General features: G+C 54.1%; 12 protein-coding genes. All 12 read right to left on the minus strand.

The annotated features are described in order from the left end of the window. From ftsA to mraZ, 12 genes are read right to left on the minus strand one after another with little or no spacing between them, the layout of a single operon-like run. Positions 1–1,308 (minus strand): cell division protein FtsA, encoded by a 1,308-nt coding sequence (ftsA, locus tag CA264_RS10865; RefSeq protein WP_025607075.1) that lies wholly within the window; start codon positions 1,306–1,308, stop codon positions 1–3. A gap of 13 nt (positions 1,309–1,321) precedes the next feature. Then, positions 1,322–2,083: a cell division protein FtsQ/DivIB gene (locus tag CA264_RS10870; protein WP_025607076.1), complete on the minus strand. Its 762-nt coding sequence runs from the start codon at positions 2,081–2,083 to the stop codon at positions 1,322–1,324. Further along, positions 2,070–3,479: a UDP-N-acetylmuramate--L-alanine ligase gene (gene murC / locus CA264_RS10875; RefSeq protein ID WP_025607078.1), complete on the minus strand. Its 1,410-nt coding sequence runs from the start codon at positions 3,477–3,479 to the stop codon at positions 2,070–2,072. The genes CA264_RS10870 and murC overlap by 14 nt, the downstream gene beginning before the upstream one ends. Continuing rightward, positions 3,476–4,588, minus strand: coding sequence for an undecaprenyldiphospho-muramoylpentapeptide beta-N-acetylglucosaminyltransferase (murG, locus tag CA264_RS10880; RefSeq protein ID WP_025607080.1), 1,113 nt, complete (start codon positions 4,586–4,588; stop codon positions 3,476–3,478). Before murG ends, murC begins: the two co-directional genes overlap by 4 nt. Continuing rightward, the gene (locus CA264_RS10885) at positions 4,581–5,747 is read right to left on the minus strand and encodes an FtsW/RodA/SpoVE family cell cycle protein (RefSeq protein ID WP_025607082.1); all 1,167 of its coding nucleotides are present in this window, start codon (positions 5,745–5,747) and stop codon (positions 4,581–4,583) included. Before CA264_RS10885 ends, murG begins: the two co-directional genes overlap by 8 nt. A gap of 24 nt (positions 5,748–5,771) precedes the next feature. After that, positions 5,772–7,118, minus strand: coding sequence for a UDP-N-acetylmuramoyl-L-alanine--D-glutamate ligase (gene murD / locus CA264_RS10890; protein ID WP_025607084.1), 1,347 nt, complete (start codon positions 7,116–7,118; stop codon positions 5,772–5,774). 29 nt (positions 7,119–7,147) lie between these two features. Then, positions 7,148–8,368, minus strand: a complete 1,221-nt coding sequence (gene mraY / locus CA264_RS10895) for a phospho-N-acetylmuramoyl-pentapeptide-transferase (RefSeq protein ID WP_025607085.1) — start codon at positions 8,366–8,368, stop codon at positions 7,148–7,150. Positions 8,369–8,417: 49 nt separating this feature from the next. Next, on the minus strand, positions 8,418–9,881 hold the full coding sequence (locus CA264_RS10900; protein ID WP_025607087.1) for a UDP-N-acetylmuramoyl-L-alanyl-D-glutamate--2,6-diaminopimelate ligase: 1,464 nt from the start codon (positions 9,879–9,881) through the stop codon (positions 8,418–8,420). After that, the gene (locus CA264_RS10905) at positions 9,881–11,980 is read right to left on the minus strand and encodes a penicillin-binding protein (RefSeq protein ID WP_025607089.1); all 2,100 of its coding nucleotides are present in this window, start codon (positions 11,978–11,980) and stop codon (positions 9,881–9,883) included. The genes CA264_RS10900 and CA264_RS10905 overlap by 1 nt, the downstream gene beginning before the upstream one ends. After that, positions 11,970–12,401 (minus strand): FtsL-like putative cell division protein, encoded by a 432-nt coding sequence (locus CA264_RS10910; protein ID WP_025607091.1) that lies wholly within the window; start codon positions 12,399–12,401, stop codon positions 11,970–11,972. Before CA264_RS10910 ends, CA264_RS10905 begins: the two co-directional genes overlap by 11 nt. A gap of 28 nt (positions 12,402–12,429) precedes the next feature. Then, a complete protein-coding gene (rsmH, locus tag CA264_RS10915; protein ID WP_036776058.1) occupies positions 12,430–13,350 on the minus strand; it encodes a 16S rRNA (cytosine(1402)-N(4))-methyltransferase RsmH in 921 nt (306 codons plus the stop codon). Continuing rightward, the gene (gene mraZ, locus CA264_RS10920; RefSeq protein ID WP_025607094.1) at positions 13,350–13,817 is read right to left on the minus strand and encodes a division/cell wall cluster transcriptional repressor MraZ; all 468 of its coding nucleotides are present in this window, start codon (positions 13,815–13,817) and stop codon (positions 13,350–13,352) included. The genes rsmH and mraZ overlap by 1 nt, the downstream gene beginning before the upstream one ends. Positions 13,818–13,853: the final 36 nt, after the last annotated feature.

Here is a 13,853-nt window from a genome sequence, read left to right on the forward strand (position 1 = left end):
TTAATAACTTTGTTTGTTGTCTATGTCGTCTGATAGGAAGCCTTTCAGCTTCTGCAGTAGCCCTCCGCCACTGCTGGTGCCTGCGCTGCTCTTCGGCTCAGCAGGTCTTGTGTACACTTGCTCCTCTTTCTGCACATACCGCTCCACGCGCTGGTCCAGGGGCTGATACCCCGCCAGAACCAGGCCCACGCTGGTCGCATACATCGGGCTCTTCACAGCGTCGATCTTAGAGCGGCCCAGGTGCTCGTTCGGATAGCCAATGCGGGTATCCATGCCGGTGATATACTCCACCAGCTGCACCAGGTTCTGCAGTTGCGCGCCACCGCCTGTAATCACGATCCCCCCTGCCAGGCTGTTGGCATAGCCCGAGCGGACAATCTCAGCATACACCAGTTCCACGATCTCCTCCATTCTGGCCTCAATGATGTAGGCTAGGTTCTTGATTGAGATCTCCTTCGGCGTACGGTCACGCAGGCCCGGGATAGACACAATCTCATTGTCGGAAGCTTCATCGGCGATGGCCTTTCCAAACTTCACCTTCAGCTGCTCTGCCTGGTTTTGCATCACCATGCAGCCCTGCTTGATATCGGAGGTGATGATATTGCCTCCAAAAGGAAGAACTGCCGTATGGCGGATAATATTGTCCTTGAAAATGGCTAAGTCGGTTGTGCCGCCGCCAATATCCACCAAAGCGACACCTGCTTCCTTCTCTTCATCGCTCAGTACAGACATGCTGGAGGCAAGCGGCTCCAGGATTAGCTGGTCCACCTCCAGGCCGGCACGCGACACGCATTTGTTGATGTTGTTGATGGCGTTAGACTGTGCCGTGATGATATGGAAGTTACCCTCCAGGCGCACGCCCGACATACCAACAGGGTCTACGATGCCTTCTTCATAGTCTACTTTATACTCCTGCGGCATCACGTGGATGATCTCGCTGCCCGGAGGCGTCACCAGACGGTACATGTCATTGGTAAGGCGGTTCACGTCCTCCACCCTGATCTCATGGTCCGTTACCTGGCGCGTAATGCTGCCATTGTGCTGGAGGCTTTTGATATGCTGACCAGCGATGCCCACGTTCACCACACCGATGTTAATGCCTGACTGCTCCTCTGCCTGGCGAATTGCTCTTTTAATGGCTTCGACAGTTTTATCGATATTGCTCACGATGCCTCTCACTACACCCTCCGACACGGCTTTGCCCATGCCCAATATCTCTAGCTTGCCAAATTCATTTTTCCGACCAACAAGTGCGCAAACCTTGGTTGTGCCAATATCCAAGCCTACTACTATTTTGTCGTTCTGCATATCTTCTATATTATTATTCGCAAATAATCTGATCTTCAAACTCAACGTTAACCCGCTTGTAGCGGTCCCAGCCCATGGTGGGCAGAACCTCTTTATACAGGATGGCTAACTTCTTAAACTTCTCCTCCACTTTAACCGGCTTTCCGAACTCAATCGTATGCTCTCCGACCTGTGGCAGAAAAGAAACCTTGCCCTTGCCGTCTATGTGCATCTGGGCAAGCTGGGCCTTCCAAAACTCGTCCTCCTCGATAAACTGGAGCAATGAAAGGTAAGACTGGCCTAAGGAATCTCGAAAGAACCCTTTGTCAGTGGGCTGTAAAAGAGCTGACTTAGTTATTGGTATTACACGAGCCGTGTACCTATCTGAGAGCGGAAGAATATTCCCCTCGGCATCAATGTAGACATTCTGATCTGATCGTATAATTCTTGCAATAGGCCTGTTCTGTTTTACAAACACTTGAATGTTGCCATCCAAACCCCGGTACACTTCTGCATCCTTCACAAATTTATGCGCTTCGATGCGTTTTTCAAGGTTTTTCAGGTCTATATCCTGGTTCGGAAGCCCTTCTAGTTTTCGCTCGCCCTCGCGGGTGAGCAAACCCAGAACTTCCTTATCCCCAATAAAGTAATTGTTGTACTCATTATCAATAGTTATTGTCACTTTTTCACAGATTTTTTCATTTTGCCGTGAAGACGAAAAACCTGCGAGGGCACCTATTGATATGATGCTACAACCTGCAAAAATTAAAGATTTTATTCTACTATTCAAGCCCATACCCTTTATTTTCTAAAATATTTTTTAAGGGCTTCACCAGCGTGTCAATGTCCCCGGCACCAAGGGTGGCCAAAACATCAAAATCGCCGTTTTTAAGCAGATTTCCCACTACTTCCTCTTTTGACATCAGCTCCTTTACAGGGCTTGTCACCTGCTTCAGAATCATGTCGGAAGTCACGCCCGGCATTGGCTTTTCCCGTGCCGGGTAGATGTCGAGCAGCACCAGCTCGTCCGCCTTGCTCAGGCTCTCTGCAAACGCATCGGCAAAATCGCGCGTACGGCTGAAGAGGTGCGGCTGAAATATCACTTTAATTCGCTTATTCGGGTAAAGTGCCCGCAGCGAACCCATAAACGCATCAATCTCCTTGGGATGGTGCGCGTAATCGTCGATGTATACTTTCCCGTTGCCTTCGAACACGAACTCGAAGCGGCGCTTTACACCGGCAAAGGTCTCCACGCCGGACTTTATACTTTGGGCCGGCACTTGCAGCACCTGCGCCGTAAGTACGGCCGCCAGCGTATTCTCTGTGTTATGGTAGCCCGGTACGCCCAGCCGCAGCCCCTGCAAATCACCGAAAGGGCTCACCGCATCAAACTCAAACCAACGCCCGTTGATGTTCAGTTGCTGCACATAGGCATCGCCGCTGTCCAGGCTGTACTTGTACACCCGCACGCCCTCCTGCACCTGCGCGGTCAGCCGCGGGTCGGTGGCCTCGTGCAAAAACAAGTGGCCACCCGGCTTAATTTGGCTAATGAACCGCTGGAAAGTCCGGATCAGTTCCTCCTTATCGCCATATATATCCAAATGGTCTGGGTCTGCGGAAGTTACGATCGCCACATCCGGGAACAGCGTCAGAAACGAGCGGTCGTACTCATCGGCCTCTACCACCACTACCTCCCGGTCTGCCTCTCCTTTGCCGATCAGCAGGTTCGAGTTCAGGTTCGTTGCGATGCCGCCCAGGAAAGCAGAGCAGTCCACGCCGGCGTGGTGCAGCAGGTGCGCCACGATAGACGAAGTGGTTGTTTTGCCATGCGTACCCGCTACGGCAACCGTATAAGCAGAAGCCGTGATGATCCCCAGCACCTCTGAACGTTTTTTGATGGCGTAGCCCTGCTCCCTCAGGTAAGCCCACTCTGTGTGCTCTGCGGGTATGGCCGGCGTCAGCACCACCAGCGTCTTTTCCTGGTGACGGAGAATCTCCTCCGGTAGCTGCGCCACATCATCCTCGTAGTGCACAGCGATGCCCTCGCCCTCCAGCGCCTCGGTTAGGGAGGTGCGCGTTTTGTCGTACCCCCACACCGGATAGCCTTTGGCTTTGAACCAGCGGGCAATTGCGCTCATACCGATGCCGCCAATGCCCAAGAAGTAGATGTAGCTATAGTTCTCCAGTCTCACTTGATCAACTTTATCAGTTCGTTCACAATATCAGCTGCCGCGTTCGGGCGGGCCATCTTCCGTATATTTTGCTGCAGGCGCTGCTGCTCCTGTTCATCCTCCAGTAGTTGCAGGGCGGTTGGCACCAGCCTTTCCATCGCCTCAGCGTCTTTTACAAGTATAGCCGCCTCCTGCTGCACCAGCGCCATGGCATTCTTGGTCTGGTGGTCTTCGGCCACGTTCGGAGACGGCACCAACACCGCCGGTTTCCCGGCCAGGCACAGTTCTGAAATAGACAGTGCCCCTGCCCGCGAGATAACCACATCGGCGGCGGCGTAGGCCAAATCCATTCGCTTGATAAAATCCAGCGCCCGGATGCCCTGTGCCTTATACTTTGTCTCCAGCTCCTGGGCCTGCGGATAAAAGGCCTTGCCTGTCTGCCAGATCAGCTGGCAACCAGCCCCGGCTATCTGCTCCACACCTGCCGCTATACTTTGGTTGATAGTTCTGGCTCCCAGGCTACCTCCTATAATGAGTATGGTTTTCTTCTCCGGTTGCAGGCCGAAGTGCTGCATCGCCTCATCGCGCTTGCCCTTCAGATCCATAATGTCGGAGCGCACCGGGTTTCCGGTCAGCACCAGCTTATCCGCTGGAAAGAAAGCCTCCATGCTGGGGTAGGCCACGCATACTTTGTCGGCCCTTTTGGAAAGGAGCTTATTGGTAATGCCCGCGTAAGAATTCTGCTCCTGAATGAGCGACGGAATACCGCGTGATGTAGCAGCGTACAGCAGCGGGCCGCTTGCATAGCCGCCCACGCCCACCACCGCATCGGGCTTAAAGTCTTTGATAATTTTATGCGAGGCACGCACGCTCGACAGCACCTTCAGCGGAAACGACAGGTTGTCCAGTGTGAGGCGCCGCTGCAAACCGCTGATCCAAAGGCCCACGATTTTATAGCCTGCCTCCGGCACACGCGTCATTTCCATGCGCCCCTGCGCGCCCACAAACAAAATCTCGGCCTGCGGGTTAACTACACGCAGCTGGTTGGCAATCGCCACTGCCGGGTATATGTGTCCACCGGTGCCGCCGCCGCTGATAATTACGCGATATGGTCTTTCTGGCTTAGGCATTAACAGCTGCGTTTACAGGTGATTTAGCAGGTACGCCAACAGCGTCACGTTCCATTTCCGTGTCTGTTCGGCTCACACTAAGTATAATTCCTATGGAGATTCCGGTAAAGATCAAAGAAGTACCGCCCATGCTCAGGAGCGGCAGCGGTAGTCCAGTAATCGGGCCTAGCCCCACGGCCACGGCCATGTTCACCATCCCCTGCAGCACCAGGCTAAAGCTCAGGCCCGCCGAAAGCAGCCCGCCGAAAGCACCGTTGCTCTTGTTCACCGTCACCATGCCGCGGTAGAGCAGGGCCAGGTACAGAAACAGCGTCACGACGCCGCCCATCAACCCGTACTCCTCCAGAATAATGGCATAAATAAAGTCTGAGTAAGGGTGCGGCAAAATGTCGCGCTGGTCGCTGTTGCCCGGGCCTTTGCCCACCACACCGCCTGTCGCGATCGCAATGTAAGACTGCTCCAGCTGGAACGGCACCTCGTTAGGGTCCATGAAATCCTGCAGACGGCTAACGGCCGTATCCATACGCTGCCCCACGGCCAGGGCTGAGCCTCCCACAACCACACCGATCAACACCACCGACGCCAGGTATTTGAAAGGCACACGCCCAATAAACATCAGCAGCATGCAGGTTGCAAAAAGCAGCACCGCCGTCGACGTGTTTGTCAGGGCGATAAGGGCGCAGATGATGACGGTCCAGATCAGCATCGGCAACAGCGTCTTCTTCCAGTCCTCCAGCTCGTGCTGCTTTTTGGAAAGCATGCTGGCCAGGTAAGAGATCAGCGCCAGTTTGGCCAAATCCGAGGGTTGGAAGGTCTGGTTGATGACCGGGATAGTGATCCAGCGCGAGGCATCGTTGATGTTGGAGCCGTAAAAGAAGGTAACGATCAGTAACGGAGCCGACAGAATAAGCGCCACCAGCGACAGCCTGGAGTAGTAGCGGTACGGCACTTTATGCGCCGCCCACATGAAAGCCAGGCCTACCAGGATCAGGAAAGTATGTTTGAAGAGGAAGTACTCGGTGTTTCCCTCCATTTTTTTATAGGCCAGCGTACCCGTGGCAGAATACACCACCGCCACGCTTATCAGCGAGAACGCAATCACGATGCCCCACAACACGGAGTCGCCCTTCAGGTTGTTCTGTAACCACTGCTTTATCATACGCTTTGGCTCTAAATTCTTTTCTTACTTCTTCTTCAGCACAATTTTCTCAACAGCCTCTTTAAATCGCTGCCCACGGTGTTCATAGTTGTTAAACAGGTCAAAGCTCGCGCAGGCCGGTGATAGCAGCACCACGTCTCCGGGAGTTGCCAGGGAGCGGCTCAGGCGCACCGCATACTCTATGGACGTCGTCTCGGCGATGATCGGCACGATGCGGCCGAACGCCTCCTTAAGCTTCTCGTTATCCTTACCCAGGCACACCAGCACCTTCACCTTCTCACGGGCCAGCTCCTGCAGGGTGCTGTAGTCGTTGCCTTTGTCCACGCCGCCGGCGATCCAGACGATAGGCTGCTTAATGCCGTCCAGGGCGTACCACACCGCCTCCACGTTGGTTGCTTTGGAGTCGTTGATGTAGGTGACTTCTTTGGCCACCGCTATTTGCTGCAGCCTGTGCTCTGCGTTTTCGAAGGTCTCCAGCGCCTGCCCAATGGTATCGTCCGCCACGCCCAGCAGTTTCGCCACCCCAACGGCAGCCATGGTGTTGTACTGGTTATGCCGCCCGATCAGCCCTGAGGCAGACGTGTCCACGGTGCCTTCGTAAAACTTCTCAGTCACCTTTACTTCTTTGCCCTCCATGTAAACCCTGGCTCCCTCTGCCCCTTTTAGCGAGAAAGGCACGGTCGTACCGCCAAAGCTGGCTGAGTCAAACGCTTTCGCGATGTTTTCGTCATCCGCATTGAACAGGAAGAAGTTTGCGCCCGTCATGTTCTGCGCCACACGCAGCTTAGAGGCGGCATACTTTTCCATGCTGTAGTTGTAGCGGTCCAGGTGGTCGGGCGTAATGTTCAAAAGCACGGCAATATGCGCCTGGAACTGGTACATATTGTCGAGTTGAAAGCTGCTTAGCTCCACCACGTAGTAGTCGTACTTGTTGTCGATCACTTTCTCTGCCAGGCTCTCCCCAATGTTTCCCGCGAGGGCCACGTTCAGGCCTGCGCTTTTAAGCAGGTGGTAAGTGAGCAGGGTGGTGGTCGTTTTGCCGTTCGTGCCCGTAATGCAGATGAACTTAGCATTGGTGTAGCGGCCGGCAAACTCAATCTCAGAAATTACAGGTATCTCCTTTTTGGTTGCTTCTTGTATAACTGCAGCTTTATCAGGAATGCCAGGACTTTTAATGATTTCGTCAGCATCGAGTATGTTTACTAAAGTGTGTGTTCCTTCTTCAAACGGAATGGCAGCCGTGGCCAACTTGGCCTTGTACTGCTCCTTTATCTCTCCTTTATCAGAAACGAATACCTCCAGGCCCTTTGCCTTCGCAAGCAAAGCCGCCCCTACACCACTCTCTCCCGCTCCAAGTATTGCTAGTTTCATAGTTTCTCGTTCGTTTTCGTTTGTTGCGTCTATCTCAGTTTCAGGGTAGCCAGCGTCAGGATGGCGAGCATAATGCCCACGATCCAGAAGCGCCCCACTATCTTCGACTCATGGTAGCCGAGCTTCTGGTAATGGTGGTGCAACGGCGACATCTTAAAGATGCGGCGGCCTTCACCATACTTCTTTTTGGTATACTTAAAGTAGCTCACCTGCAGCATCACCGACAGGTTCTCCACCAGAAAGATCCCGCACAGGATCGGAATAAGCAGCTCCTTGCGCACGATCAGGGCCAGCACCGCAATGATACCGCCAATCGAAAGGCTGCCGGTGTCGCCCATGAACACTTGCGCCGGGTAGGTGTTGTACCACAAAAAGCCCACGCAGCCCCCCACAAAGGCCAGACAGAAAATAGCCAGCTCCCCGGAGTTCGGGATAAACATAATATCCAGGTAATCGGCGAAGATCGTGTTACCGGACACATAGGTGAAAATAGCCAGTGTGGTACCGATAATGGCAGACGTGCCTGCCGCCAGTCCGTCAATACCGTCGGTGATGTTGGCACCGTTGGACACGGCTGTGATCACCAGAATCACAAAAGGGATGTAGAGATAGCAGGACCAGCCCTCGAAAAGCGGACCAGCAAACGAAAAGAGGTTGCAGTAGTCCAACTCGTTGTTTTTGCGAAACGGGATGGTGGTGATCATGCTGTGCACATCCATGTAGCGGTTCGAGGCGTTCACGGCTGAGGTTGAGCCATCGCTGAACAGGTACTGGCGCACCACCACGTCGTCGTTAAAGTATAAGGTCAGGCCCACGATCAGACCGAGGCCGATCTGGCCCAGAATCTTGAAGCGGCCTGCCAGCCCCTCTTTGTTCTTCCTGAAAACCTTGATGTAGTCGTCCAGGAAACCGATCAGGCCCAGCCACACCGTTGACACCAGCATCAGCTGCACGTACACGTTATCGAGGCGGGCAAAGAGCAGCACCGGCACCAGGATCGCCATCAGAATAATAAGGCCGCCCATGGTTGGCGTACCCTTCTTCTCCATCTGACCCTCCAGCCCCAGGTCGCGGATTGATTCGCCTACCTGCTTGCGCTGCAGGATCTTGATGAGCTTGCCACCGAAAATCATGGCAATCAGCAGCGACACAAGTGTAGCCATACCTGCACGGAAGGAGATGTACTGGAAAACTCCAGCCCCGAAAAGATCGAACTCGCGGTCCAGGTATGTAAAAAGGTGGTAAAGCATTTAAATGTTAATTCGGTTTCCTTTGGCTATTGTTAATCTGTACTAATGTTTACTTTCCCAACTGCACGAACATCTCGCGCAAGACCTTCTTGTCGTCAAAGTCATACTTTACCCCTTTGATCTCCTGGTAAGTCTCATGCCCCTTTCCTGCGATAAGTATAATATCATCCGGTTCGGCCAGCATGCAGGCTGTTTTAATGGCCTCCTTACGGTCCAGAACCGATAGCGTTTTCTTAAAATCCAGCGGTTTTACGCCTTTCTGCATATCGTCCAATATGGCCTGGGGCTCCTCAAAGCGCGGATTATCCGACGTCAGAATCACCCTGTCGCTCAGCCGGCAGGCGATGTCGGCCATTATGGGGCGCTTGGTTGCATCGCGGTTACCGCCACAGCCTACCAGCGTAATCACCTTCTGGTTCGGGTTGCGGATTTCCTGAATCGTGTTCAGCACGTTTTCAAGCGCGTCCGGCGTGTGGGCATAGTCCACGATGCCAGTAATTTGCGACTCGGACACGATGTAGTCAAAGCGGCCCGCCGCAGAGTTCAGACTGGAGAGCACCGTCAGCGCCTCCATAGGGTCCTCCCCCAGCAACACCGCCACGCCATAGGCGCCCAGCAGGTTGTAGGCATTGAACGCGCCGATGAGCTTGCACCAGATTTCCTGCCCATCCACCTCCAGGTGCAATCCCTGAATAGTGTTATCAATAATGCGAGCCTTAAACTCCTCTGCCTTGCGTAAAGCATAAAAATGGGCGCTGGCTTTGGTGTTTTGCACCATTACCGGGCCTCGCTTGTCGTCGGCATTCACCAGGGCAAAGGCTGTTTTCGGCAACATATCGAAGAAAGACTTCTTCGCTTTGATATAATCTTCGAAACTACCGTGGTAATCCAGGTGGTCGTGCGTGATGTTGGTGAACACGCCGCCAGCGAATGTGATGCCCGCCACACGCTGCTGCACCATGGCATGCGAGCTTACCTCCATAAAGCAATGGGTACACCCGGCTTTTACCATCTGCGCCAGCAGCTCATTTAGCTTTACCGCGTCCGGTGTGGTATGCGTAGCAGGTATGATCTCTTCGTCTATCTGGTTCTGCACCGTGGAAATTAGCCCCACATGGTAGCCCAGCTCGCGGAAAAGCTTGTGCAGCAACGTTACTGAGGTGGTCTTGCCGTTCGTGCCGGTAACCCCTACAAGCTGCAGCTTTGTGGAAGGGTGGCCGTAAAAAGCCGAAGCCATCCGGCCCAGCGCCTCGCCAGAGTCCCTGACCTGCACAAAGGTTATACCCGGCTGCAGCTCCTTCGGCAGTTCCTCGCACACAACAGCCACGGCGTTCGCCTCCACGGCCTTCTGTATAAACGCATGGCCGTCTGCCTGCACACCGCGCACAGCCACAAACAGCACCCCCTCCTGCACCTGGCGGGAATCAAAGGCGATGGACTGCACCTGTACATCTAGCGGGCCGTGCGTACTAACCGCGCTTACGTTCTGAAGTATGTCTTGCAGCAGCTGCATTAGCTAAGTATAATCGTTATCGTTTTGTCTTTGTCTATATCGGTGCCCGGGGCCATCGACTGTTTCTTCACACGCTTGCCCACTCCCTGCACCTTCACCTCCAGGTGTTGGTTGCCCAGTATGAACAGCGCATCGCGCAGCGTCATCCCCTCTACATCAGGCACCTTGTTCTGCAGCACCGGGTTCGGTTTAAACTCCAGCGAGCGGCGCTTCGGCGACACCCTCACCCACTCCTCGTCCATATTACCTGTATGGGTGCTGAGGCCGATGGTGTTGCAGATCATTTTCAGATCGTCTAAGCTGCCCGCCTGCAGCACCGGCATACTTTCTTTGTCCGGAACCACGCGGGCCTGCATCGGCTTGTGCATCGCCAGGTCGCGGGCGTAGGCTTTATCGGCCAGTTCCTTGAAAACCGGGGCCGCCACGTCGCCGCCGTACACATTCACCCCTTTCGGGCTGTCGATGATCACAATGCAGCTGTACTTCGGGTTGTCCGCCGGGAAGTACCCGGCAAACGAAGCAGAGTATTCGCGCACATAGCGGCCATCCTTTACTTTTCTGGCTGTACCCGTTTTACCTGCGATCTTATAGTCGGTGCTGCGGATATTCTTGGCGGTGCCGTGCTCCACAACACCCTCCAGCATCTCCCGCAGCTTCTTCAGCGTAGCGTCGGAGCAAACCTTCTCGTTCAGCACCCGGGTACTGAACGACTGGATCACATCGTCGGCCTTGCGGATCTCTTTCACGATGATCGGCTGGATCTTTACACCGTTGTTTGCCACGGCGTTGTAGAGGGCCAGCGTCTGTAGCGGCGACAGCTTCGTCTCATAGCCGATAGCCATGGAGGTGAGTGTGGTGCCGTACCAGTTCTTATCCTGCGGGCTCTTCATGTAAGGCCTCGCCTCCCCTTCCATCTGAAAGCCCAGGGTGCTGTTCAGGCCAAACTGGTTCAGGTAGTTGACGTAAGCCTGCTGCTCATTGCCAAAGTGCTGCTCCATCAGCTTGGCCACCCCGATGTTAGACGACTTCTCGAACACCTCCTTTACCGTAAGCACGCCATAGCCGCCAATTTTGGAGTCGGACATGATCGTGTTCTTGATGCGGTAGCGGCCATCGCCCGTATCCACCGTGTCAGTCAGCTTTACCTCCGGGGCATGCTCAAAAAGCGCCATCATGGAGGCCAGCTTAAAGGTAGACCCCGGCTCCGTACGCCCCTGGTTCCCCACGGCGTAGTTATAGTCCTCTATGTAGCCGCCCTTGGTTTTGCCGAGGTTGGCCATGGCCTTTATCTCCCCGGTCTTCACCTCCATCAGGATCACGCAGCCGTACTCGGCACCTGTTTTGTCCAACACCTTATACAGGGCATTCTCGGCCACGTCCTGCAGGTTGATATCAATGGTTGTTTTGATATCGTAGCCATGCTGCGGCTTCACCTCGGTGCCGTCGTAGATCGGTTTGCTACCCCCGGCGATGCGTTCAAAAAGGGCCTCACCGTCCGTGCCGGCCAGGTCACCGTTAAAGCTGTACTCCAGGCCCGCCCCGTTTTTGTCTTCGTTGATAAAGCCAATGGTACGCTCGGCCAGTATACCGAAAGGCTTGAAGCGCTTCTCAACTTTCTCGAAAATCACGCCGCCCCTGTTCTTGCCCTCCCGGAAGATCGGCCAGCGCGTCATCAGCTTCTTATCCTGATAGTTGATCTGGCGGCTGTTCAGGCGAATATACCTTCGGCCTGAGTGGCGCGCATTCTTGATCTTGCGGCGGTAATACTCCTCCGACTTATCCCCGTAAAAACGCGAAAGCAGCATAGCCAGAGAGTCTACGCCGCTGTTAAACACCTCAGCCTTTGCTACGGTCGGGTCAAAGGCCACGCGGTAGAAAGGCAGGGAAGTAGCCAGGATGCTCTCATTGTCGGAGAGGATGTTGCCACGGGTGGCGAACACTGGCTTGTAGTAAATTCGGCGCTCTTTGGAGATACTCTTCCACTTCTCGCCATCCAGAAACTGGATGTACACGACCTTATACACAATCGCGCACGCAAAAAGGCATACCAACAGGAATGCCACCCTTACCCGGACTACTATGGACTTCTTAATATTCATCTGCCGGCACAATCACTTGATAAGGTGGAGACGAACTTTCTTCCAGGCCGAGCGGCGCCACGTTGCGCGCCACCTCAGACTGCTTACTGGCTTCCATGTAGTCTGACTTCAGCGTAGAGTAATCTGCGCGCAGGTCTTCTACCTCCACTTTCACCTTGTCTATCCTGCGGATAGTTTTCTCGGCAAAGTGGGTGTTACCGATGTAAAAAAGCGTAATGCCCGTCAGGAAAAGCACGCGCGGCATATATTTCAGCGGCACGCCCTCTTCAAACAAGGCATCTACATTGGCATATTTATCCAGCAGCGCGAACAAGCTCAAGCCCTTTTTCCTGGGCTTCTGCGGTTCCTCTGCCTCTGGCTTCACACGCGCCGAATTTGCCTTCGGTGCGCCTGTTCTTTTGATGAGTACATTTGAAGCCATACCTGATTCTTTTCGCTAATAGTTTGTTTTACTTTCCTTCACGTTCCTCCTTCTTCTCCGCTACCCTTAGCTTGGCACTTCTGGAGCGGCTGTTTTGCAGCAGTTCCTCGTCTGATGGCGTGATCGGCTTGCGATACACGGCCTCCAGCGGCTTTATTTCGTTTCCGAACAGGTCTTTTTCCACCTCTCCGAAGAATTTCCCTTTGGCGATAAAGTTCTTCACCATCCGGTCTTCCAGGGAGTGGTAAGAGATCACTGAAAGTCTCCCGCCGGGTTTCAGCACCTCGGCTGCCTGCTCCAGCATCTCTTCCAGCGCCTTCATCTCATCGTTTACCTCGATGCGCAGCGCCTGGAACACCTGTGCCAGGTACTTGTTCTCCTTTCCTTTCGGGGTGCAGGAGCTGATCGCCTGCTTAAACTCCGCAATCGACTCAAAAGGCTGCCTGTTACGCTTCTCCACTACCGTGCGGGCAAGGGTCTTCGCGTTTTTCACCTCTCCGTAGATACCGAAGATACGGTGCAGCTGCTCCTCCGAGTAGGTCTCCAGCACCTCCCGGGCGGTAATACCGGCGTCTGAGTTCATGCGCATGTCCAGCGGCCCGTCGAAGCGGGTAGAAAAACCGCGCTCCGGCACATTGAACTGGTGCGATGAAACACCCAAATCCGCCAGAATCCCGTCTACCTTCTTCACACCGTACAGCCGCAGGTATTTCTTCAGGTCCCGGAAGTTGGCGCGCACAAACTGAAAGGTAGGCCCCTCCAGCCTCTGCGACTGCTCCTGGGCATCGCTATCCTGGTCAAAACTGTAGAGCTTACCGCTTGTAAGCTCCTGCAGAATGCGAGCCGAGTGGCCTCCACCACCAAACGTCACATCCACGTACACCCCCTCCGGCTTTATTGCCAGCGCCTCTACCGACTCCTCCAGTAATACTGGGCGATGATATTCCATTATAAAAGTGGCTCTTCGGCCGGTTTATCTCCCAGGAACTTCTGGGCAAGCTGTGAGAAATTCTGTTGATCCTGAATCAGGAACTCCTCATACTTATCAGGGTTCCAGATCTCTACACGGTTTCCAAGCCCCACCACAATCGCCTCCTTCTCCAGCCCGGCAAAGCGGCCCATCGTTTTCGGCACAATAAAGCGCCCGGCCCCGTCCAGCTCAATCTCGGTGTTGCCCCGGAAGAAGTTCCGCTGAAAGTGGCGGTACTCTTCGTTAAACTCGTTCAGGCCGGCGACCTTGTCGTAAATCACCTTCCATTCGGCTTTTGGATACAGCACCAGACACGGCTCAAACCCCCTCGTTAGCACCACATGATTGCCAGACGCCTCCGGCAGGTTGGCTTTTATCTTTGCAGGTAAAACCAACCTTCCTTTTGGGTCAATCTTGCACTCATATTCGCCAGAAAGGAAGTTCATAGGCTCATGGTGGTTTCGTCCGTATAGTCTTTGGAC

Source organism: Pontibacter actiniarum (assembly GCF_003585765.1).
In the GTDB taxonomy this organism is placed as follows: domain Bacteria; phylum Bacteroidota; class Bacteroidia; order Cytophagales; family Hymenobacteraceae; genus Pontibacter; species Pontibacter actiniarum.